This is a genomic window from Marinobacter xestospongiae (assembly GCF_023156385.1).
GTDB lineage: Bacteria > Pseudomonadota > Gammaproteobacteria > Pseudomonadales > Oleiphilaceae > Marinobacter > Marinobacter xestospongiae.
In genome coordinates this window covers 1-22,430 of sequence record NZ_JAKZAK010000016.1, presented here as the reverse complement: position 1 = coordinate 22,430, position 22,430 = coordinate 1, and the positions used below count along the sequence as shown (strand labels likewise).

At 65.2% G+C, this 22,430-nt stretch carries 22 protein-coding genes; 7 read left to right on the top strand and 15 right to left on the bottom strand.

The window, feature by feature from the left end:
• Nucleotides 1-16: 16 nt before the first annotated feature.
• The 4 genes from MLD24_RS12445 to MLD24_RS12430 all read right to left on the bottom strand — a co-directional run bounded on the left by MLD24_RS12445 (nucleotide 17) and on the right by MLD24_RS12430 (nucleotide 2,106).
• Entirely contained in the window at nucleotides 17-343 is a 327-nt protein-coding gene (locus MLD24_RS12445) for a cupredoxin domain-containing protein (RefSeq protein WP_227172958.1), read from the bottom strand.
• 13 nt (nucleotides 344-356) lie between these two features.
• On the bottom strand, nucleotides 357-872 hold the full coding sequence (locus tag MLD24_RS12440; protein ID WP_248166879.1) for an iron transporter: 516 nt from the start codon (nucleotides 870-872) through the stop codon (nucleotides 357-359).
• Nucleotides 873-968: 96 nt separating this feature from the next.
• On the bottom strand, nucleotides 969-1,601 hold the full coding sequence (locus MLD24_RS12435; protein WP_248166878.1) for an HPP family protein: 633 nt from the start codon (nucleotides 1,599-1,601) through the stop codon (nucleotides 969-971).
• A gap of 145 nt (nucleotides 1,602-1,746) precedes the next feature.
• Entirely contained in the window at nucleotides 1,747-2,106 is a 360-nt protein-coding gene (locus MLD24_RS12430; RefSeq protein WP_248166877.1) for a DUF6164 family protein, read from the bottom strand.
• Nucleotides 2,107-2,234: 128 nt separating this feature from the next.
• On the opposite strand from MLD24_RS12430, the gene MLD24_RS12425 reads away from it, so the two are divergent.
• The 6 genes from MLD24_RS12425 (at nucleotide 2,235) to MLD24_RS12400 (ending at nucleotide 9,488) form a co-directional block, all read left to right on the top strand.
• Nucleotides 2,235-3,647: a DUF2868 domain-containing protein gene (locus MLD24_RS12425; RefSeq protein WP_248166876.1), complete on the top strand. Its 1,413-nt coding sequence runs from the start codon at nucleotides 2,235-2,237 to the stop codon at nucleotides 3,645-3,647.
• Nucleotides 3,644-5,074, top strand: a complete 1,431-nt coding sequence (locus MLD24_RS12420) for a GTPase/DUF3482 domain-containing protein (RefSeq protein ID WP_248166875.1) — start codon at nucleotides 3,644-3,646, stop codon at nucleotides 5,072-5,074. Before MLD24_RS12425 ends, MLD24_RS12420 begins: the two co-directional genes overlap by 4 nt.
• 49 nt (nucleotides 5,075-5,123) lie before the next feature.
• The gene (locus MLD24_RS12415; protein WP_227172964.1) at nucleotides 5,124-5,510 is read left to right on the top strand and encodes an ectoine synthase; all 387 of its coding nucleotides are present in this window, start codon (nucleotides 5,124-5,126) and stop codon (nucleotides 5,508-5,510) included.
• A 24-nt stretch (nucleotides 5,511-5,534) separates the two neighbouring features.
• Nucleotides 5,535-6,734 carry an MFS transporter gene (locus MLD24_RS12410; RefSeq protein ID WP_248166874.1) on the top strand — a complete coding sequence of 400 codons (1,200 nt, stop codon included), beginning with the start codon at nucleotides 5,535-5,537 and terminating at the stop codon, nucleotides 6,732-6,734.
• An 18-nt stretch (nucleotides 6,735-6,752) separates the two neighbouring features.
• A complete protein-coding gene (locus tag MLD24_RS12405; RefSeq protein ID WP_248166873.1) occupies nucleotides 6,753-9,107 on the top strand; it encodes a fatty acid cis/trans isomerase in 2,355 nt (784 codons plus the stop codon).
• Between the two features lie 174 nt (nucleotides 9,108-9,281).
• Nucleotides 9,282-9,488 (top strand): YjfB family protein, encoded by a 207-nt coding sequence (locus MLD24_RS12400; RefSeq protein ID WP_227172967.1) that lies wholly within the window; start codon nucleotides 9,282-9,284, stop codon nucleotides 9,486-9,488.
• Between the two features lie 6 nt (nucleotides 9,489-9,494).
• Here MLD24_RS12400 and hrpB read toward each other — a convergent pair whose 3' ends face one another.
• The 7 genes from hrpB to MLD24_RS12365 all read right to left on the bottom strand — a co-directional run bounded on the left by hrpB (nucleotide 9,495) and on the right by MLD24_RS12365 (nucleotide 17,425).
• A complete protein-coding gene (gene hrpB, locus MLD24_RS12395; protein ID WP_248166872.1) occupies nucleotides 9,495-11,960 on the bottom strand; it encodes an ATP-dependent helicase HrpB in 2,466 nt (821 codons plus the stop codon).
• A 96-nt stretch (nucleotides 11,961-12,056) separates the two neighbouring features.
• Nucleotides 12,057-13,259, bottom strand: a complete 1,203-nt coding sequence (locus tag MLD24_RS12390) for a YbfB/YjiJ family MFS transporter (protein ID WP_227172969.1) — start codon at nucleotides 13,257-13,259, stop codon at nucleotides 12,057-12,059.
• Between the two features lie 59 nt (nucleotides 13,260-13,318).
• Nucleotides 13,319-13,981, bottom strand: coding sequence for an SCO family protein (locus tag MLD24_RS12385; protein WP_248166871.1), 663 nt, complete (start codon nucleotides 13,979-13,981; stop codon nucleotides 13,319-13,321).
• A gap of 45 nt (nucleotides 13,982-14,026) precedes the next feature.
• Nucleotides 14,027-14,935 (bottom strand): heme o synthase, encoded by a 909-nt coding sequence (cyoE, locus tag MLD24_RS12380; protein ID WP_248166870.1) that lies wholly within the window; start codon nucleotides 14,933-14,935, stop codon nucleotides 14,027-14,029.
• Nucleotides 14,932-16,002, bottom strand: coding sequence for a COX15/CtaA family protein (locus tag MLD24_RS12375; protein WP_248166869.1), 1,071 nt, complete (start codon nucleotides 16,000-16,002; stop codon nucleotides 14,932-14,934). The genes cyoE and MLD24_RS12375 overlap by 4 nt, the downstream gene beginning before the upstream one ends.
• A 6-nt stretch (nucleotides 16,003-16,008) precedes the next feature.
• The gene (locus tag MLD24_RS12370) at nucleotides 16,009-16,665 is read right to left on the bottom strand and encodes a hypothetical protein (protein ID WP_248166868.1); all 657 of its coding nucleotides are present in this window, start codon (nucleotides 16,663-16,665) and stop codon (nucleotides 16,009-16,011) included.
• Complete coding sequence (locus MLD24_RS12365; protein WP_248166867.1) at nucleotides 16,646-17,425, bottom strand: SURF1 family protein; 780 nt, start codon at nucleotides 17,423-17,425, stop codon at nucleotides 16,646-16,648. Before MLD24_RS12365 ends, MLD24_RS12370 begins: the two co-directional genes overlap by 20 nt.
• A 57-nt stretch (nucleotides 17,426-17,482) precedes the next feature.
• On the opposite strand from MLD24_RS12365, the gene MLD24_RS12360 reads away from it, so the two are divergent.
• Complete coding sequence (locus MLD24_RS12360; protein WP_227172975.1) at nucleotides 17,483-17,686, top strand: twin transmembrane helix small protein; 204 nt, start codon at nucleotides 17,483-17,485, stop codon at nucleotides 17,684-17,686.
• A gap of 10 nt (nucleotides 17,687-17,696) precedes the next feature.
• On the opposite strand, the gene MLD24_RS12355 is transcribed toward MLD24_RS12360, so the two are convergent.
• From MLD24_RS12355 to coxB, 4 genes are read right to left on the bottom strand one after another with little or no spacing between them, the layout of a single operon-like run.
• Nucleotides 17,697-18,584 carry a cytochrome c oxidase subunit 3 gene (locus tag MLD24_RS12355; RefSeq protein WP_248166866.1) on the bottom strand — a complete coding sequence of 296 codons (888 nt, stop codon included), beginning with the start codon at nucleotides 18,582-18,584 and terminating at the stop codon, nucleotides 17,697-17,699.
• A 16-nt stretch (nucleotides 18,585-18,600) separates the two neighbouring features.
• Nucleotides 18,601-19,200 (bottom strand): cytochrome c oxidase assembly protein, encoded by a 600-nt coding sequence (locus MLD24_RS12350; protein WP_248166865.1) that lies wholly within the window; start codon nucleotides 19,198-19,200, stop codon nucleotides 18,601-18,603.
• Between the two features lie 25 nt (nucleotides 19,201-19,225).
• A complete protein-coding gene (gene ctaD / locus MLD24_RS12345) occupies nucleotides 19,226-20,809 on the bottom strand; it encodes a cytochrome c oxidase subunit I (RefSeq protein ID WP_227176184.1) in 1,584 nt (527 codons plus the stop codon).
• Between the two features lie 48 nt (nucleotides 20,810-20,857).
• The gene (gene coxB / locus MLD24_RS12340; RefSeq protein WP_248166864.1) at nucleotides 20,858-21,982 is read right to left on the bottom strand and encodes a cytochrome c oxidase subunit II; all 1,125 of its coding nucleotides are present in this window, start codon (nucleotides 21,980-21,982) and stop codon (nucleotides 20,858-20,860) included.
• Between the last annotated feature and the right edge of the window lie 448 nt (nucleotides 21,983-22,430).

The window sequence follows — 22,430 nt, the reverse complement described above, 5'->3', positions numbered from 1 at the left end:
CGCGATGGCGGACGCTTTACTCGGCAATGACCTTGCCGCGGGCCTCGGGCAGATGAAACTCGTCAAAGAAGTCGTATTCACCGGGGCGAAGCGGGTGCACCACCACAAACGAATCCACCCCCGGTCCCATCACCTTTTCCTTGCGCAGGGAGCGACTCTCAAACTCCACCGGGGTATCGCCGGTGTTGTGCAGGCGGATCTTGAAGCGCTCGCCCGCCCGCACCCGCAGCTCCCGGGGAATCAGTTCACCGTTGTTGAGTTCCAGATCGTAGGCCGGCAGCCCGCCGGCCCGGGCCAACGGTGCCAATAGCGCGGCCATGGTGAGGACAATCAGTCGATTCATCGCCGTCGCGCCCTCAGTACCCGCCTTTCTTGCCGACTCCGGCGTACACGAAGGTGTAGTCCACGCTGAAGGTGTCGAACCACTCGTCCACGCCGGTCTCGTTGTCAATGTGGCGCATCAGGCGCGGGGTGCGAATGGTGTAGGTCAGGTGATACTCGCCCGGACCATTCAGCCGCACGTTGTCGCCGTAGTGGGTGCCGTCGCTGGCGATCATCGGCATGAAGCGGCCCTCAATGGCGGTGCCGCTGCCGGCCTTGGTCAGCACGTAATCGATTTCCAGGTAGGGGATCCAGGCACCGGGGGCAAAGCCGTTGGGGTTGTCTTCCAGGGCGTGGATGTCCGCCTCCAGATGAATGTCCGCCTCAGCCGCCGGCAGGCGGCCGGCCGGTTCCATCACCACCGGCTGCAGGTACACGGCGGCGATCTCCATGCCATGCTCCAGAGCGGGTTCACCGATGGGGTATTCCAGCGCCATCGCAGAGGATGACAGCAGCAACAGGGGGGCAAGCAGTAACGAAGGGCGGGGCATGGCGTCGTTCCTCGATCAGGTCTGTTGGAACGGCACTATAAACAAATGATAACGGTTATCGCTTGATCGATATCAACCGGCGCTCGATGGGCCGCCTCAGGACGGCTCGAGGCCCGGCGTCGAGGGCCTGGCAGCCTGGTCCGCCGGCCGCCAGAGCGGGTAGGGAATGCCCGCCAGCCGATTGATCGCCCAGGCCTGCACCAGCAGCAACAGCACCCCGGACATCAGGATCGGCAGCTGTGCCGGGTGGGGCATCAGCCCCAGTGACACGATCAGGGCGGTGGCACCGGCCGGCGGATGGGGCACCCGGAACACCACCATCAGGCAACTGGTGAGCCCCAACGACATGGCCGCAGCCCCTACCCGGGAAAGGTCGACGCCGGTGGCCATGGCTGACGACGCGTCCGCCAGCCCAAACAGGTACAGCGACACCAGGCCCATCAGGGCACCCAGCAGGTGGCCGCAAAATGCATTGCGGGGCGACGCCGGAGCCGCCAGCGGGACGTGAAAAAGAATGAACGCGGTCGCGCCAAGGGATGGGAAGATAAAGGCTTCCTGAGTGGCCAGTGCCACCAGCGACACCAGTGCGATGCTGAGGCTGCCATTCACCAGATTGAATCCCGCCTGCACCGTGCGCCGGCTGAATCGCTGTTCCAGCCGCTCCAGGTGCAGCACCCGCAACACCCCGCTGACCTGCTGCCAGCGCAGGCGTTCGTTGCCCGCCGCCATGCCCGTCTCCGTTGACGTCACCAAAGGGCCGGCGATGCTACGGCAGAATGCCCGGCCAGGCCATGGCAGCGCCCGCCATCACTTGATATTCATCAACTGACGCCAAAACCCGGTCACAGAACACCGCTTTCAGTCGCGGACAGGGCTACAGCCGCAGGTAGGGCGCCAGGGTCAGCAACAGAATCATCGCCATGGCGAGGCAGGCCGCCAGGGTGGTCACCGGCTTGTGGCGCAGCCGCGCCCAGAAGCCACGTACCCGGCCGGCGTCCAGGTCCTGCTGGTAGGCCGCACGCTGGCGGCTCAATCGCTCGGCCTGATAGTCCTGCAACAATGCCCGCGCCCGCTCCGCCTCATCGGCGTCATGGACCCAGAAACCACCCATGCTGATGCCCCAGCGGCTTGGCGGGGTCTCATAGTAGGCCACGCCATGCTGTACAAACAGCGCGCGAATCTCATCCGCTTCGTCGTCGGGCACATGGCGCAGGTTCATCAGGTGGTGTGGCATGGGTCTCCAGGGCGTGGTGGTTGCCCCGGGATCGGGGCCATAGAGTTCTGGCGCTACGCCCATTATTCTAGTGCCAGTGCCCATTGCTTGAATAGCCGGCGCTTCCGGATCTTTGCCAAGGACCCTGCATGACCGAACACCCCCTGACCCGCCTGCTGGCGTTCGACGACCAGGTACGACGGGACCGCCGCCAGGCGCCAGCGTTCCTCCACCGCCGTGACCGCCGTTTTGGCCTGGATACCGAGGCCTGCGACGACGACACCCTGGTGAACCAGTGGCTGACGCACCTCCGCCGTTTCAGCCCAGGCAGTCAGCAGAACGCCGGCGGGCGTGACCGGCGCCTGCAGCGCTGGGACCGAATCGGCCTGGCCTTTATGGCCGCCGGTGTGCTGCTTGGCATTACCACCATGCTGGGTCTGCTGTACTACGACGGCAGTGGCCGCATCAACGTCACCGTGCTGCTGGCGTTCCTGGCGCTGCAGCTGCTGCTGGCGCTCGCCACCGCCGTGCAGTCGCTGCTGGGCTGGCGCCCCTGGGGCTGGCTGGTAAACCGCAGCGCCGGCGCCGACACCTCCGTGCTGCAACACCTTCACCCCCAGCTGTTGGCCCGGGCCGCCCAGGGTGGGGGGCTGGCCTTCACCCTCGCCGGCCTGGCAACCCTGCTGGTGCTGGTGGTGGTGCAGGATCTGGCGTTCGGCTGGAGCACCACCCTGGCCGCCGGCGCCGAAAGCTATCACCGGCTGGTGCAGACCCTGGCCATACCCTGGCAGGCACTGTGGCCGGCCGCGGTGCCAGACGCCAACCTGGTGGCCAGCACCCGCTTCTTCCGCGCAGCGCCGACAAGCGCCGTCACCGCCGTCCGCTGGGGCGACTGGTGGCCGTTTCTCACCATGGCCTGGCTGTGTTACGGCGTGCTGCCCCGGGCCCTGCTGAGATGGCTGGCCGGCTGGCACCTGCGTCACCAGGCCCGCCAACGGCTGTACCATCACCCGGGGCTCACCGCCCTGCGCTACCGCATGGAGACGCCGGTGCTTGAGACCGGCAACCCCGACGCCGATGCCAGCAGCGCGCCGTCCCTGGACACCCGCGGCGAGCTGCAGCCGTACCCGGACAGTCCGGTGGTGATCCGGTGGGCCGGCGCCGGTGGGGAGCCGCTGCCGCTGGACTTTGCCGATAACGGCCAGCGCCAGGTGTTCGAGGCTGGCGGTGGCGCCACCCTGGCGCAGGACCGGCTTGCCCTGCGCCAGGCGGCGGCGGTACTGGCGCTGGCCGAACAGCCATCGGCGATCGTGCTGACCCGGGCCTGGGAGCCGCCCACCGGGGAGCTTGAAGACTTCCTCAGCGAAGCCCGCGAGCAATGGCCGACGGACACCCTGGTGGCGCTGGTTCCCCTGGCCACAGACCCCAGCCGACCACCGGAACCCCAACAGCTGGCACAGTGGCTGCGCTTCAGCCAACGCCAGCATCAGGCCCGGCTGCAGGTCAGCCGCTACGATGCCCAGCCACCGGCCCGGGCCTGGAGCAACGGGGGTGCGACATGAGCCAGCCGCCGCTGTTTGCCGTCGTCGGCCACCCCAACAAGGGCAAGTCCAGCGTCGTGGCGACCCTGTCCCAGAACGACGCCATCGCCATTGCCCTGGAGCCCGGCACCACCCGGGAACACCACACCTACCCACTGAGCATTGACGGTGAGACGCTGTATACCCTGGTGGACACCCCCGGCTTCCAGCGCCCCCGCCAGGTGCTGGCCTGGCTGGAGGCCCACAGCCTGTCGGCCTCCGACCGGGCCGAAACGGTGGCGGCGTTTGTCCAGCAGCATCGCGACGATCCCCGTTTCCACGACGAGTGCGAACTGCTGACACCATTGATCAACGGAGCCGGCATTATCTACGTGGTGGACGGATCGGTGCCCTACAGCGCGGCCCATGAGAGCGAGATGACGATCCTGCGCTGGACCGGCCAGCCCAGCCTGGCGCTGATCAACAGCATCGGCACCGACGACCACAGCGACACCTGGCAGGCCGCCCTGGGCCAGTACTTTCAGGTGGTGCGCAAATTCAATGCGGTGACCGCACCGTTCAACCAGCACCTCAGCCTGCTGAAGGCCTTCGGCCAGCTGGAGCCAGCCTGGGAATCGGTGCTCGAGCGGGCGGTGATGTACCTGTCGGAACAGCGCGCCCAGCGCCGCCATCAGGCCGCCCGGCTAATCGCCACCGCGCTGGAGGACATGATGGCCTGGCAGGAACGTCGCACCCTGACCACGGGCCAGCCCGCGGACGCCGAGCGTGACGCCCTGGCCGGCCAGCTGCGACAGGCCTGGTATCGGCACCAGCGTCGCCGTGAACAAGCCCTGCGACTGGCCATTGAAGCGCTGTATCAGCATCACCGGGTACAGCGCCAGGAGGCCGAGCTGGAGTGGCACAGCGACCACGACCTGTTCAGCGAGGACAGCCGCCAGGCCTGGGGTGTCAGCCGTAAATACCTGGCCGGTGCCGGGTTTGGCGCTGGCGCCCTCGGTGGCGCGGGGCTGGACGCGGTCACCCTGGGCTCCTCCCTTGGCACCGGCGCGCTGATTGGCGGGCTGGTGGGGGCCGCCGGCAGCTACTTTTACGGCGACCGGCTGACGCTGCCGGTGATGCGCCTGGGGCCCCTGCGTGATGGCCTGCAGACCGCCCGCTTCGGGCCGGTACAGGACAGCCAGTTCGGCTACGTGGTACTGGGCCGGGCGGTCGACCACTGGTGGCACATCAGCTGTCGCAACCACGCTGGCCGCGATACCCTGAACCTGGCACCCGCCGACAGCCATTGGCTGGAAACCCTTGCCCCGGAGCATCGTCAGCAGATCCACAAGGCCCTGCAGCGCTGCCGCAAACAGAAGCCGCTGGGCAGTGACCAGCGCCACCGGCTGGCGCTCGCGGTGGAAGCCGCACTTGAGGCTTACAGCCACTGGCGGTTGAATCCGGGTTGAGAGGGATGTTTATACTGTAAGGCTATTCCATCACCCAATGAGGAATGCTATGAAAATTGTACGTGTACAGGACATCATCGGCACCGAACGCGAAGTGGAAGGTCCAGGCTGGACCAGCCGTCGGCTGCTGCTGAAGAAAGACGGCATGGGCTTCTCGTTCCACGAAACCATTATTCCCGCTGGTGCCGAACTGAACCTGTGGTACAAGAACCACCTGGAAGCGGTGTACTGCGTGGCCGGCAACGGCACCATCACCGACCTGGCCACCAACGAGACCCACGAGATCACCGACGGCACACTCTACGCCCTCGACAACCACGACCGCCACATCCTGCGCGGCGGCACCGAGGACATGCGCCTGATCTGCTCGTTCAACCCGCCGGTCACCGGTCGCGAGACCCACGACGAAGACGGTTCCTACAACCTGTCGGAGTAATCCGCCCCTCCGGGAACCCCTGTAATGCTCAAGGAGCACACCCCTGCCAGCACCGCCCACCTGGTGCTGGTCGGTCTGCTGTTGTGGCTGGCCGGCCTGTACCTGCGGATACCGGTGCTGGTGGCGCCGGCGCTGGCGCCGGACATCGCCGCTGAGCTGGCGCTGTCCCAGGCCCTGACCGGCGCCCTCACCACGCTGCCCATCCTGATGCTGGCCATTGGCGCCATGCCGGGTTCGCTGGCGATTTCCCGCCTTGGCCCCCGCCATACCCTGGCCCTGGCGATGCTGGTGATGGTGCTCGGCTCGGCGGGCCGGGCGCTGGTACCGGACGCCACCGCTCTGATGGCGGCCAGTGCGGTCATGGGCCTGGGAGTGGCGATGATGCAACCGGCACTGCCGGCTCTGTTGCCACGCTGGCTGGCCCCGCACCACCTTGCCATGGGCACCGCCATCTACATGAACGGCATGCTGATGGGGGAGTTCATTGGCGCCGGTATTACCCGGCCGTTGATCCTGCCAATGGTGGGACACAGCTGGCGCCAGGCGCTGCTGGTGTGGTCACTGCCGGCCCTGCTGGTCACCGCCGCACTGTACCTGCCCCGCCGCGATAGCGCCCGCCCAGCCCGGCGACCAGCCTGGCTGCCGGACTGGCGCAACCCGCTGACCCTCAAACTGGGCCTGCTGCTGGGGCTGTCCGGCTCGCTGTTCTTCGGCTTCAATGCCTACCTCGGCAACCTGCTGGAACAGCGGGGTGAGCTGGAACGGCTCTCCGACGCCCTGTTCTGGTACAACCTGGCCCAGGTGTTCGCCTCGCTGATCATGCTGAAAATGGCAAGGCGCTGGGTCGGCAACCGTACCGTGATCCTGGTGATGGCTCTGGGAGCCATCGCGGGCGCACTGGGCAGCGTGCTGACCGACGGCACCCTGGCGATCGCCAGCGCCACCTTCATGAGCCTCACCGCGGGCATCCTGCTGATCCTGCTGGTGGCGCTGCCGCCACTGCTGGTGAGTGCCGCGGACACCGGGCGGCTGTCCGCCGGTAATTTTCTGGTGGGCTATACCATTGCCTTCGGCGTACCTACCCTGGGCGGTCTGATCGCTGACGCCACCGGGGATGTCCGTCACGCCATCTTCACCATGGTCGTCTACGCTGTGGCGGTATTGCCGCTGGCGCTGACGCTGGACCTGAGACGGGCCCGCTCACCCGCTCCCCAAACCCATTAACCGTTGGACACCCTGACTATGCGCCAGCTTCTTCGTCTGTCCCTCACCGCCCTGTGTCTGCTGCTGGTACTGGGCTGCTCCGAACACCCCAGCCAGGCCAGCGAACGCCAGGCCCTGCCGGCACCGACCAGTGACACGGTGAGTTTCAGCGACGACGTGCAGCCCATTCTCGCTGGCAAATGCCTGGCCTGCCACGGCTGCTTCGACGCCCCTTGCCAGCTCAAGCTGGAAACCGCGGAAGGCCTGGTGCGCGGCGCCCACCCCAGCCCGGTGTACGACGGCGGCCGGCTGGAAACCGCAGCCACCACCCGGCTCGGCTTCGATGCCAGCAGCGAGGCCCAGTGGCGGGAACTTGGCTTCTACTCGGTGCTGGCGAAGAACGGCGGGGAACAGAGCCTGTTCGAGCGCATGATCCGGCTCGGCAAGCAGTACGATTTCGCCCCCAACAGCAAGCTGCCGGAAGACATCGCCCTGGGGCTGGCACGCAGCAACCAATGCGTCAGCAATGACGAGTTTGCCGACTACGCCGAAGACCATCCGCTGGAAGGCATGCCGCTGGCGGTGACCGGGCTGACCGATGACGAGTACGCCACCCTCACCGGCTGGCTCCGCCAGGGCGCCCCCGTCACCCTGGAACAGGTCACCCCGGGCCCGGCCGAGCAGGCGCTGATCCACCGCTGGGAATCCCTGCTCAACCAACGCGATGACCGCCATCGCCTGGTGGCTCGCTGGCTGTACGAGCACCTGTACCTGGCGCACCTGTATTTCCCGGAACTGGAGGGCGACGCCCGCTTCTTCCAGCTGGTGCGTTCCTACACGGCGCCGGGTGACCCCGTTGACCCGGTGGCCACCCGGCGCCCCAACGACGGTGTAGACGCACCGTTCTACTACCGCCTGCGACCGGTGACCGGCAGCATCCTGCACAAACGCCACATCACCCTGCCGGTAGGCGAAGCCACCCTGGCGCGGGTCCACAAGCTGTTTTTCGAGCCGGACTGGTCGGTGCACCGGCTGCCCGGCTACGGCGCCACCGAACGGGCCAACCCGTTTCTGACGTTCTCCGCGATTCCGGCCCGGGCCCGCTACCAGTTCATGCTCGACAACGCCGAGTACTTTGTCCGCACCTTCATCCGTGGACCGGTGTGCCGTGGTCAGATCGCCACCGACGTAATCCGCGACCGCTTCTGGGCGATCTTCCAGGACCCGGACAAGGATCTCTACATCACCGACGCCGCCTACCGCCGCAAGGCGACCCCGCTACTCAGCCTGCCCGGCCAGGACTCCGCCCTGCTGGATCTGGGGGACAACTGGCTGGGCTACCAGGACATGCGCAATCGCTACACCGCCCTGCGCGAGGCCGCCTACCGCGAATACCAGCCCGACGGCGCACAGCTTGCGGATATCTGGGATGGCGATGGCCACAACGACAACGCCCTGCTTACCATCTTCCGTCACCACACCAGTGCCTCGGTGCAACGGGGGCTGATCGGCCAGGTCCCGCTCACCACCTGGTGGATGGATTACCCGCTGTTTGAGCGCACCTACTATGAGCTGGTGGTGAATTTTGACGTCTTTGGCAACGTTGCCCACCAGGCCCAGACCCGGCTCTATTTCGACCTGATCCGCAACGGCGCGGAGCACAGCTTCCTGCGACTGCTGCCGGCAGACGCACGCCAGTCGGTACTGGATCACTGGTACCAGGGCAGCGGTCAGCTCAAGTTCGGCATCAGCTATCACGAGGTCGATACCGACACCCCGAGCGGCGTGACCTTCGCTACCGATGCCCCCCGCCAGGAGCTTGGCCTGCGGCTGCTACAACGCTTTGCCGACATCAATGCCGAACACCAGGACCGCCTCAACCGCTGCGCCGGTCGCAATTGCCGGCGTCCCGACCAGCCGGGCTGGGTGCACCCGGTGGACCGACAGCTCAAGACCCTCGCCAACGTCCCGGCTGAACGCCTGGCCGCCATCGATGGCCTGCCGGATGTGACTTTCCTGCGGGTCCACAACGACGATGGCGAGCGCACGGTGTACAGCCTGATCCGCGACCGCGCCCACAGCAACGTCGCCTTCATGATGGGGGAATCGCTGCGCTACCAGCCGGAACAGGACCGCCTCACCCTCTACCCGGGCATCATCGGCAGCTACCCCAATTTTGTCTTTAACCTGCCGGCCTCACAGGTGGCGGAGTTCACCCGCCGGATGCAGGCGGTAGCGACGCCGGAGGATCTGACCCGGGTGGTGGATACCTGGGGCGTTCGCCGCACCCATCCCCGGTTCTGGCAGATCCTCCATGACATCACCGCCTGGCACCGAGGCCAGCGACCGCTGGAGGCAGGCATCTTTGACATCAACCGTTACGTCAACCTGTAGGGCAGCCGCCGGATACCGCCTGTAGTGAAGGCGTGGTGATGTTGTGGCAAAGCTGTAACGAAATGTAAGATCCGGCGGCCCGGGCTTTTCCGCCCTGGCCGCTGGTGATAATGTGACCAGCAATGGCCCGATATGACGGGCTGAACCCTGACCAGTTGAACCCACGAGGTCGCTATGGACGTCTCTTCCATTGCCAGTTACGCCAGCCTTCAGAGCCAGGGACAGGTCCGTGAGCAGGTACAGCTCAGTGTATTGAAAACCGCCCAGGACATGGCCTCCCAGGGCGCCATGCAGTTGCTGGACAGCGTCGCCCAGACTGCGCCGGTATCCACCGCCAGCTCCAACCCCAACGTCGGCAACAACATCGACGTTCGCGCCTGATACCGCTCAACGCCCCTGTTTCTTGGTGCCCTGCTTCGCTTCCGCGGTGAGCGGGTCTTCCGGCCAGGGGTGCTTGGGATAACGCCCGCGCATGTCCTTGCGCACCTCCACATAGCCATTACGCCAGAAACTGGCCAGATCACTGGTCACCGCCAGCGGTCGCCGGGCCGGTGACAGCAGGTGGATCACCACTGGCACCTCGCCCCGGGCCACCGTCGGGGTGGTGGTCCAGCCAAACAGCGCCTGCAGTTTCGCCGCCAGCACCGGGCCGTGGTCGGTGGTGTAGTCGAGGGTGACGTTCTGGCCGATGGGAATGCTCAGCGCAGCCGGCGCCAGTTCCGCCAACTGCTGTTGCCGGGGATAGTCCAGCAGGCTCAGCAGCGCCGGCACCAGGGCCACCTGCTGGAGCTGGCCCCAGCTTTTCACCCCCACCAGGAACGGCGCCAGCCAGCTGTCCAGACCGTCCAATAGCGAGGCGTCATCCATCGCCGGCCACTCGTCCGGCCACCGCGAATGCAGCAACCGGAGCCGGGCCCGCAGCTGACGGGCGTTGTCGTTCCACGGCAGGCTGGCCAGACCCTTCTCCCGCACCGCTGCCAGCAACCCCGCCACCACCTGCTCCGGAGACGGATCGGGCAGGGCGGTTTCCGCCAGTACCAGGCGTCCCAACCGGGTCTGGCGACGGGCAACCACCCGGCCGCGGTGGTCGTCCCAGATCGCCTCTTCGACGGTGGTCATGTGGTCGGCCAGATCCCGCTCCAGATCCGCCGGGTCCAGCGCCGCGGCCAGGTAGATGGTCGCCTCCCGCGCCTGGCCGTCCAGCTCGGCCGCCACCAGCCAGTCTTCCCGCGCCAGGGCATCGTCCGCCCGCAACGCCGCCCCGCGGCCGTTGCTGAGCTGGTAACGTGGCGACGTTCCGGGGCGGCGATGGGCCACCCGATCCGGGTAGGCCTGGGCCAGCAACCGTCCTAGGTCCGCGGCACTGGCGCCGCTGTCCGGCTCCGGAGCCCATCGCGCCGCCACCCGTTTCAGGGCCTGCAGACGCTGGCCATCCACCCGGCTGTCCCGACGCTCCCCACGCAGCAGCTGCCAGCGGCTGTGGAGGTCGGCGCCGGCACCCGGTCCCAGCAGGTCCCGGTCTTCCAGCAGTGCTGCCAGCTCGGCGGCGGTTCGGGCCAGCCCCCAGTCCCGGCCCCGCAGCATCATGTGCGCCAGCCGGGGATGCGCCCCCAGTTGCCGTGCCGCCTTGCCCTGTTCGGTGATCGCGCCGTCGGCCGCCAGCAGATCCAGCCACTGCAACAGCGACACCGCTTGCTGCCAGTGGGCCCGGGGCGGAGCATCCACCCAGGTCAGATCATCCGGGCTGCGGGCGCCCCACTGCGCCAGTTCCAGGACCAGCGGGGCCAGGTCGGCCTGCTGGATCTCCGGCGGGGTAAAGTCGGCCAGACCAAACTGGTCGGACTCACTCCACAGCCGGTAACACACCCCGGGCTCCACCCGCCCGGCACGGCCCTTGCGCTGCTCAGCCGACGCCCTGGACACCCGCCCGGTGACCAGTCGAGTCATGCCACTGTTGGCATCAAAGCGGGCCTGGCGCTGCTGGCCGGCGTCCACCACCACCCGAATGCCCTCGATGGTCAGGCTGGTCTCAGCGATGGCGGTGGCCAGCACAATTTTGCGTTCACCCGCTCCCGCCGGTGCGATGGCGCGGTCCTGATCGTCATTGCGAAGGTTGCTGTACAGCGGTGCCACATGGACACCCGCCGGCAGCTGACCCGCCAAAGCCTGGGCCACCCGGCGAATTTCGCCAGCCCCGGGCAGGAACACCAGCAATGATCCCGACTGGTCCGCCAGCGCCTCCTGAATAACCACCACCACATGATCCAGCAGCCGCCCCTGACGGGGCAGGGGACGATAGATCTCAGTAACCGGAAACGCCCGGCCGGCGCTGGTAAGTACCGGTACATCCCCCAGCACCCGGGCGATGGGCGCGGTATCCAGGGTGGCGGACATCACCAGCAAGCGCAGGTCCTCCCGCAGCGCCTGTTGCGATTCCCGCACCAGCGCCAGCCCCAGATCCGCCTGCAGCGAGCGTTCGTGGAACTCGTCAAACAGCACCGCAGCGTATTCCTCCAGCGCCGGGTCGTTCTGAATCAGCCGGGTGAGGATGCCTTCGGTCACCACCTCGATACGGGTCTGCGCCGACACCCGGGTGTCCAGCCGGGTGCGGTAACCCACGGTCTCGCCCGCCCGTTGCCCCAACTGGCTGGCCATGAACCGCGCCGCGGAACGGGCCGCCAGACGCCGAGGTTCCAGCATCAGGATCTTGCCGTCTCCCCGCCAGTCCGCCGCCAGCAGCGCCAGCGGCACCCGCGTGGTCTTACCGGCCCCGGGCGGCGCCTGTAACAGCGCCGTTGTATGCTCGTCGAGGGTGGCCAGCAGGTCGGGGAGCAGGTTGTCGATGGGGAGCATGGTTGGGGGTATCCGGGTTAATGCGGGGTATGAATTCTAGCGGGAGAAAGCAGGGACTGTCAGGACGGCGGCCACTCTGACCATACCCCCGTTTGATTAATGTCCGTGCCACGCCTCAGGCTTCGGCACCAGCGCACTGAACACCAGGCCCCAGGCGAGGGCGGCGACGCCGATCCAGAAGGCGGTGTCGAGGGTGCCGCCGAGATTGAGCCATTGCTTGGTCAGCCAGGGGCCCACCATCTGGGTGAAACCGTAGAGCGCGACCAGGGCGGCGGAGAGACGGGGGCCCTGGTGGGGGTGGAGGGCACGGCCGATGCGTTGGGTCAGCAGGACCGTGCCGACGAAAGTGATGCCCACCAGCAGAGCACACAGCACCAGTCCCACCGGACCTGGCCACAGCACCGCTGCCAGAACACCCAGCAGCTGGATCAGGTAATTGGCCCGCAGAGCCGGCAGATCCCCGAGACGGCTACCCAGGTGGTTCCACAGGAAGGCGGCAGGCAGGGTCGCCAGAGCCACTAACAACCAGCTGCCATCGAGCAGCCAGTGCTCCGGCGGCAGCTGGCGCTGGGCCACCAGTGGCAGGAAGGTCATCGGCAGGATGTACCCCAGTCCGGCACCCGCGTAGGACAGGAACAGCGGCACGCTGGCTCGATCCAGTAACGGTCCATGGTCCGCACCGTGGCCAGAGCTCTCAGGCCGGGAGGGCACCTCGAGTTTCAGCAGTCGCGCCGTTCCCCACCAAGCCAGTGGGATCGAGAGAATGGCCGCAGGCCACCAGCGGGCGGCACCGCTCAGCCAGTCCGCACTCAGGCTCACCAGGGCGCTGGACAGCAGCAAGCCCAACCCCACCCCCAGATAAACCAGGCCACTGGCGCTGGCGCGGTTGCGGCGGACCAGCCATTCCAGAATCAGCGCCGGCGCCTGCACAAATACCACACCGTTGGCTACGCCGTTAAGCCAGCGGGAGGCGGCGATTGTGGCTTCGCTGTCCAACTGGGTCTGGAGCAGCGTGGTGAGTACGTGCACCGCCAGCGACAGCGGCAACAGCAGGCGGATGTGGTCAATGCGGTGCCAGCGAATGGCCAGCAACGCCCCCATCAGATAGCCGAGGTAGTTCCAGGTGGCGATGCTGGCGCCCTGTTGCAGATCCAGCTGGCCATCGGCGACCAGGTAAGGCAGCAACGGGGTGTAGATAAAGCGCCCGAGGGAGTGCACCACAACCAGCAGAACGGCGCCAGCGGCAAGGACCGAGAACAGCTCACGGGGCGTGGTACAACTGGGTTGGGATACCGACATTCAAGACACCACGGCAGACAGCTAAGAAGAAGAGCAACCTTTCCCTGAAAAGACCCGGATCAACCCGCCCGGGGATGATTGCGACGGGTCCACTCATAGATTTTCTGATAGGCCTCTGCCAGGTCTTTGGGCGTATGCGGGGGCTGGATAACCGCGGTCATCTCGCCCTCGGGGTTGATCAGCGCAATGTGGGCGCTGTGATCCACCAGTTGCACACCCTTGTCCTCACGATGGACAAACACCGCGTTGAGGCTCTTGGCCAGATCCCGCAGCACCGAAAGGTCGCCGGTAAGGCCGTGAAAGTCGTCGCCGAAGAAGTTGAGGTACTCGGTTAGCCGGTCCGGGGTATCCCGTTCCGGGTCGGCAGAGATCAGCAGGTAATCCGGCTGCGGCAGGGTATCCGGCATCAGACCGTCGGCCTGGCGCAGGGTGGACAGGGTGGCGGGGCAGACGTCGGGACAGAAGGTGTAGCCCACAAAGGCGAAGGTCCAGCGTCCCTTGAGGTCATCCTGGCTGACCGTTTCACCGGCCTCGTTGAGCAGCTGAAACGACGGCAGTGCACGGCCCTGCTCGTACACGAAGGTGTTGAGCTCGCTCAGTTCCGGCGCCGGTGCAGTATTGGCGGTTTCCGCCTGGAACACCTGTCGGCCCACCACCAGGCCAAACACCAGAACCACCACCATCACCAGGATGATGACCGTATTGCGTACCGTGCGATCCATGTCTGTCTCCCAAAGCTTTCAACACCGCGATCAGCGCCAACGTGATCAGAACCGTGCGAAATGGTCGACCAGCAGGACCACGAACAGTGCCATCAGGTAGGTGATGGAATACTTGAAGGTGGCCAGGGCGACCCGGCGGTCATCGCCGCGCAGCAGTCGAATGGCATAGTGCAGGAATCTCAGCCCCAGAACCAGTGCCCCGACCAGATAGAGGGTGCCCGACATCCCGGTCACGAACGGTAGCAGACTGGCTGCCAGCAGCATCAGGGTGTACAGCAGGATGTGCAGCTCGGTGTAGCGGTTGCCATGGGTCACCGGCAACATGGGGATGCCAGCCTTGGCGTATTCCTCCTTGCGATGGATCGCCAGGGCCCAGAAATGCGGTGGCGTCCAGGCGAAGATGATCAGCACCAATAGCAGCGCATGGCCGTCCACCTGGCCGGTGACCGCCGTCCAGCCCAGCAGCGGCGGCATGGCCCCGGCCAGTCCGCCGATAACGATGTTCTGGGGCGTGGCCCGCTTCAGAAAAAGGGTATACACCCCGGCGTAACCCACCAGCGACGCCAGGGTCAGCCAGGCTGTCAGCAGGTTGACCTGCCACACCAGCACCACCATGCCGGCCAGGGCCAGTGTCAGCGCGAACAGCAGGGCATCCAGTGGCGCCAGCCGCCCGGTGGCCACCGGACGTTTGCGGGTCCGCGCCATCACCGTATCCACCTTCTGGTCCACCACATGGTTGACCACCGCCGCCGCCCCCGCCAACAGCGCAATGCCCAGGTTGCCGAACAACAACGCCCGCCAGGACGGCAGGCCCGGTTCCGCCAGCAACATGCCGATGACCGCAGTGAGGATCATCAGCGCCACCACCCGTGGCTTGGTCAGTTCCAGGAAATCACGCCAGGACACCGGTTGGCGCCCGGCCTGGAGAGTCAGTGCTTTTGCCGGTTCAGTCATACGGTTGCCTCCTGGTTAAAGGGCGATGGCGCGACAGTGGCGGGCTGTGGCGAAGCCGGCCGGGTTCGCCACAACAGGTGGATGATGGCAATCAGCAGCGCCGCCCCCATGGCGTTGTGGGCGACGGCAATGGCCAGGGGCAGGTGCAACGCCACGTTGAGGAGCCCGAGGCCGATCTGTGCCAGTAAGGTCACGGCGACCAGGCCCAGGGCCTGACACTGACGCCGCCGGGTACAGGCCGGCCATACCTTCAGCAGCAACAGGGACCAGTACACCAGCACCACCAGGGCGCCGAGGCGATGGCTGAGGTGGATCGCCACCCGGCCATCCGCGGTGAGCTGGCCACCTAGATAGTTCGGCCCGACCTGCTGGGTGATGTCGAAGCCATGACGAAAATCCATCGCCGGCCACCACTGGTCCTGGCAGGTTGGCAGATCCGGACAGGCAACCGCGGCGTAGTTGGCGGCGGTCCAGGCACCCAGGGCGATCTGGCCGATCACCAGCAGCAACCCGCCAAACAGCCAGCCCCGCCATCGTCCCAGTTGTGGCGCTGGTGGCTCCCAGCGGGCCAGCAGACGAATGCTGAGCAGGGCCAGTAACGACAGGGTAGTGAAGCCCCCCAGAAGGTGCAGGGCCACCACCTGGGGCCAGAGCTTGAGGGTCACAGTCCACATGCCAAAGGCGCCCTGCAGCAGGATGAAACCGGCCAGGAACAACGGCAGCTTCCAGGGCAGACCGTGGCGCCGGTGGCAGAATGCGAACCCCGCCAGGCCGAAAACCACCAACCCCAGGATCGCGGCCGCGTAGCGATGGATCATTTCCGGCCAGCCCTTGCTGGCATCCACCGGGGCATGGGGGAAACGGGCCTCAGCAAGGGCAATCTGCTCGGCGCCCTGGGGCACGGTGAGGAACCCGTAGCAGCCGGGCCAGTCGGGACAACCCAGACCGGCATCCACCAGCCGAGTCCAGGCCCCTAGCATCACCACCACCGCGGCGAGCACCGTTGCGACCAGGGCCACCCGGCCCATGCCCCGTTGCCAGGACGTATGTTCAGGCGTTTTGGTCATGGCGGCCTATCCGATCTGGGAGAGTTTCAACAGATGCTTGATGTCATTGAGCATGTCCTTGCCGCTGTGGCGCTCGTCGTAGCGCATCAGCACATTGCCCAGCGGGTCCACCAGCAGCACCGCCGGTGCCTGCCCGGGGCGGACGCCTTCTGGCCACTGTGGCCGGCTATCGGGCGCCAGGCTCAGCCGTTCCATGGCCCGGTATTGCTGCTCCCAGGTAGCACTCAGTTCAGCCCCTATCTGGCCAACATAGGCCGCCCGCGCCACCCGGTTGGCGTTCTTGCCCAGGGCGACAGGCACCTGCCGGGCCAGATAGAGCAACTGCTGGCAGGCCGCATCGCAGTCTTCGGCCACCACCATCAGCAGCCACTGCCCCTCCGTCTCAGAAAGGCCAAACCGTTCAGCCAGAGGCTCACCGCCAACACCACGCAGCTGCAACTGGTCGACCGGCACCACGGGCTGAACCAGCACGCCCTGATTGCTGTGGCCAGTGGGGTTGAGCCAGCCGGTGTAGAACATCACCGTGGCGAGGATCATCGGGCCGAAGCCCACGGTGAACAGCAGCAGTGCCATGCGCCGACCCCGGCGCACCTGAGCCGGCGTCGGGTGTTGTGGGGTCTGGGAGGCGGGTTGGTTCATGGATTCAGCCGTTGTCGTTGTCATTGTTGGCTCCCTTCGTTGTTATCGGGGTTCCTTTTTGATCATAGGCTGGTGGCCGGCGGTAGCTGGCGAAGACGGTCAGTACCACCAGCACCGCCGCCATCAAAAACCACTGGGTGGCATAGCCGTAGTGAGTCTGTGGGCCCATCCGATCCGGCACCCAGTCGGCACGGAAGGCCCCGGGCTGAAGCGGGCTCTCCAGTCGCACAATGCGGTTGGCAACCCCAGGTGCCAGCACCGCCACGTCGGCTGGCGCCAGGGTCTGAACCCGTCGGGGCCAACCGCTTTGCGGCCCCGGGGGCGTCTGTGCCAGCACCGGCGGCTGGGGAAAGTCGGCCACCCGGCCCGCCACCCGCAGCTCGCCCTGGGGTGTGGGGAACACCGGCAGGTTCTGTCGACGTGCCGGCGCCCGCACCCAGCCCCGGTTGACCACCACCGGAGGCCCGGCCACGGGATGGAACAGGGTCATCACTTCGTAACCGGCCACGCCGTCGCGGGTTCGGTTGTCCAGCAGCCAGCTGTGGTCGCCATAGCAGCCACTCAATACCACCGGTTGTCCGGGCTGTGGCTGCTGTTGCCACAGCACTGACCAGTCCAACTGTTCCGCCTGCCGTCGCCACAACTCCAGCTGCCGAGTCTTCTCGCCAGCCCGTTCCAGCTGCCAGGCTCCGAGGCCAAGCAGCAGCGGCAGCATCAGGCCGCTGAACAGCAGCAGTCGCAGATTCGGCTGCCATACCCGCACCGCCGCCGGGGTCCCGATCATGCTTTGCTATAGTGGAGACTGACCCTGCCAGCCACCAACCGATTGCCGGGAGCACCGATGCTGAAGATTGTCATTGTGATCATGATGATTGCCGTCCTGATCAGTCTGTTTACCGGGCTGGTGTTCCTGATCCGCGATGGAGGTAAAACCAACCGGGTGGTCAACTCCCTGGCGGTGCGGGTGGGCCTGAGCCTGGCGCTGCTGGCGCTTATCCTGGTGTCGCTGTGGCACGGCGACCTCAGCCTCAATCCCACCCCCTGACCGGCAGTGCTTAGAGGATGTAGACAAAGACAAACAGCCCCAGCCACACCACATCAACAAAATGCCAGTACCAGCTCGCCGCCTCGAAGCCGAAGTGTTTCTCTGCGGTGAAATGGCCCTTGAAAATCCGAATCAGCATGATGCTCAGCATCAGCGTCCCCAGCATCACATGGGCCCCGTGGAACCCGGTGAGCATGAAGAAGGTGCTGCCGTAGATACCGGACGACAGGGTCAGGTCCAGCTCGGTGTAGGCATGCACATACTCCTCTGCCTGCAACGCCACGAACGCCAGCGCCAGCACTATGGTGGCCGCCAGCCACAGCTTGACCTTGCCGCGGAGCCCCTGTTTGAGACCATGGTGGGCCACGGTCACGGTGAACGACGACGTCACCAGCAGGATGGTGTTCACCAGCGGCAGTCCCCAGGGACCGATCACCTCGGAGGGTCCCGGGTAGGCCTGCGGATCGGGGTTGTTGAGCAGTGGCCAGGTGGCCTGAAAGCCCTCCCACAGCATCTGTGAGCTGCCGCGGTCACCCTCACCACCGAGCCAGGGCACCGCAAACACCCGGGCGTAGAACAGGGCGCCGAAGAAGGCGGCGAAGAACATCACTTCGGAGAAGATGAACCAACTCATACCCCAACGGAACGAGCGATCCATCTGATCGCTGTAGAGTCCGGCCCGGCTTTCGCGGATCACGCTGCCAAACCAGCCAAACAGCATGTAGGCCATGATCAGGCTGCCCACCAGGAAGATCCACCAGGAGCCGGTGGTGGAGTTGCCCTGGGACCCGTTCACCATGATCGATGCCACCCCGTACAGGGTGACCCCCAGCCCGACCGTGGCGATGATCGGCCACTTGCTCTGGGCGGGAACGTAGTAGGTCTGGTCAGTTGCCATGCCTGCCTCCGACGGTTTAGCCGTTATTGTTGGTGTTGTCCTGCCCACTGCCGGAGACCGCCTGCAGCTCGCTCTGGTCGTACAGGGTGTAGGACAGGGTCAGTTTGCGGATGTGTTCCGGCAATGCCTTGTCAACAATGAACACCAGCGGCATCTGCACGGTTTCACCCGCTGCCAGGGCCTGCTGGTTAAAACAGAAACACTCGGTTTTGTGGAAATACAGGGTGCCTTCGGCTGGAGCCAGGCTGGGCACGGCCTGCCCCACCATCGGATCGGTGGTGGGGTTTTCGGCGTAGAAATTGACGGTGGTGGGCTCGCCCGGGTGCACGGTGATGCTGCGGGTCACCGGCCGAAACACCCAGGGCATGTCAGGGCCGTTCTGGGCGATGAACTGAACGGTTACAATGCGGTTGGCGTCGGTCTCCTCATTGCCGCTGGCCTGATAGCGGCCAGCGGTCTTGCCGTTGATGCCGGTGATGTCACAGAAGACGTCGTACAACGGCACCATGGCGAAACCAAAGGCAAACATCCCCATCACGCCGGCGAGGCACCAGCCGATCACCCGGGCATTGGAGCGCCGGGGCGGCTGCGGGTTGGGCTGCGGTGTGTCGCTCATGACCGGTTCCTCCGTGGGCGGACCGTTACTTGACCTCGGGCGGGGTGCTGAAGGTGTGGTAGGGCGCCGGTGATGGCACCGTCCACTCCAGCCCTTCGGCACCGTCCCAGGGCTTGGCCGGCGCCGCCTCACCACCACGGACGCACTTCACCACGATCAGCAGGAACAGCAGCTGGGTGGCCCCGAACATGAAGGCACCGATGCTGGATACCATGTTGAAGTCGGCGAACTGCAGGGCGTAATCCGGAATCCGCCGGGGCATGCCCGCCAGTCCCAGGAAATGCATGGGGAAAAAGGCCAGGTTCATGCCGATGAACGAGAGCCAGAAATGGGTCTTGGCCAGGGTCTCGTCGTACATATGGCCGGTCCACTTGGGCAGCCAGAAGTAGGCCGAGGCGAAGATGCCGAAGATTGCACCGGGGACCAGCACATAGTGGAAGTGGGCCACCACAAAGTAGGTGTCGTGATACTGGAAATCCGCCGGTGCAATGGCCAGCATCAGCCCGGAAAAGCCGCCGATGGTAAACAGGATGACGAAAGCCACGGCAAACAGCATGGGTGCCTCAAAGGTGAGGGAACCGCGGAACATGGTGGCCACCCAGTTGAACACCTTCACCCCGGTGGGCACCGCAATCAGCATGGTGGCGTACATGAAGAACAGCTGGCCGGCAATGGGCACCCCCACGGTAAACATGTGGTGGGCCCAGACCACGAAGGAGAGCAGGGCAATGGCACCCACCGCGTACACCATGGAGGCATAGCCGAACAGTGGCTTGCGGGAGAACGCCGGAATGATGTGGGACACCGCCCCGAACGCCGGCAGGATCATGATGTAGACCTCGGGGTGGCCGAAGAACCAGAACACGTGCTGGAACAGCACCGGGTCGCCGCCCCCGGAGGCATCAAAGAAACTGGTACCGAAGTTGATGTCCATCAGCATCATGGTGACCACACCCGCCAGCACCGGCATCACCGCAATCAGCAGGAACGCGGTGATCAGCCAGGTCCAGACGAACAACGGCATCTTCATCATGGTCATGCCCGGGGCCCGCAGGTTGAGGATGGTAGCGATGACGTTGATCGCCCCCATGATCGAGGAGATCCCCATGATGTGGACGGCAAAGATAAAGAAGGTCGTGCTCGGCGGGCCGTAGGTGGTGGACAGGGGTGCGTAGAAAGTCCAGCCGAAGTTGGGGGCTCCGCCCTCCATGAACAGGGTGGACACCAGAATCAGGAACGCACACGGCAGCAGCCAGAAACTCCAGTTGTTCATCCGCGGCAGGGCCATGTCCGGAGCGCCGATCATCATTGGCAGCATCCAGTTGGCCAGACCGACAAAGGCCGGCATGACCGCCCCGAACACCATGATCAAGCCGTGCATGGTGGTCATCTGGTTGAAGAACTCCGGCTGCACGATCTGCAGCCCGGGCTCAAACAGCTCGGCCCGGATCACCATCGCCATGGTGCCGCCCAACAGGAACATGGCGAAGCTGAACACCAGGTACATGGTGCCAATGTCTTTGTGGTTGGTGGTCAGCAGCCACCGGCTGATGCCCCTGGCAGGACCGTGATGATGTTCCCCGGCATGGGTATCGATAACCGCACTCATGGAAGCCCCCCCGTTACCACCGGCCCAGCGGTGGCGTTTGTCCATCGGTTACTGCTGGTTCTTGTAGTCAAACACCTCTTTGGGCGTCACCATTTCCCCGGTGTTGTTGCCCCAGGCGTTGCGCTCGTAGGTGATCACCGCCGCCAGGTCCACCTCACTGAGCTGCTTGCCAAAGGCCTGCATGGCGGTACCGGACACCCCGTTAACCACCACATCCAGATGCGCCGCCATGTCCTCGGTAACGATGGCGCTGCCCTTGAGGGCCGGGAACGCCGGTGGCGTCCCGGAACCGTCAGGCTGGTGACAGGCGGCACAGGCAGTGGCGTAGACACCTTCACCCCGAGCTACCAGCTCATCCAGGGTCCAGTCCTTCTGGGTCAGCTCGCGCTCTTTCTCAGCCGCGGCCACCTGATCGGCCACCCAGGTGTCGTACTCGTCCTGGGGCACCGCCTTCACCACCACCGGCATGAAGCCGTGGTCCTTGCCGCACAGTTCGGTGCACTGGCCGCGGTAGATGCCGGGCTCGTCGACACGGGTCCAGGTCTCGTTGATAAAACCGGGGATGGCGTCTTTCTTGACCCCGAACGCCGGTACCCACCAGGAGTGGATCACATCGTTGGCCGTTACCAGGAAGCGCACTTTCTTGCCCACTGGGATCACCAGCGGGTTGTCCACATCCAGCAGGTAGTTCTCGGATTTTTCGGTGCGGTTGTAGATCTCGTCACGGGACGTGGCGAGGTTGGAGAAGAAGCCGAAGTCATCGTTGATGTAGTCGTAGCGCCACTTCCACTGATAGCCGGTGATCTTGATGTCGATGTCCGACTCTTCGGTGTCGTACATGTCCACCAGGGTGGCGGTGGCGGGGATGGCCATGGCCACCAGGATCGCGAACGGAATCAGCGTCCAGAGGATCTCGACCACGGTATTCTCATGGAAGTGGGCCGGCTTGTGGCCCTCGGACTTGCGGTGAGCCAGAATCGACCAGAACATCACCCCGAACACCACCACCCCAATGATCACGCAGATCCAGAGGATGGTCATGTGGAGGCTGAAGATGTCGTTGCTGGTTCCGGTCACCCCCGGGGTCATGTTCAGGGTCCAGTCCGCCCGGGACCAGACCGGAAACAGTAACCCGGCAGCGAGTAAACCCGCCCGCTTCGCGTGCACGCCCATAGCCTTTCTCCGTAGAGTTCTATGGAGCCCTGAGCGTCCACTGGCGTTGCCGGTCGCACCCCGCTGATCGGTTTGCGTGACCCAGCGGCTCCTTATTCTTGTTCGATATTCCCTCTCACCGGCCGCAGGCGGAAACCGCTCGTACTGACGGAACCGGCGAGGAAGCCTGCTCACGGATTAACCAACCCTGAGTATAGACAGGGGGTTGGGAAATGCTAAAAATTGGGTAAACGGAATATGACTATTAACACTGTTTTTTTATAACCTGAGCTTCTATTGTCCCGTCTGGTTAATTCGTTGATTTACTGAGCCACTGACAACCCGAAGAGCTAGGCGTGCTGGTGACGGTTTGGTGGTTCCAAATCGAGACAGCACAACGACGCTATTCGGGTTGTCAGTGGCTCCCGAAGGGCTTGTCTCTGAGGGCTCTGAGCCTGTGTTGCCACTG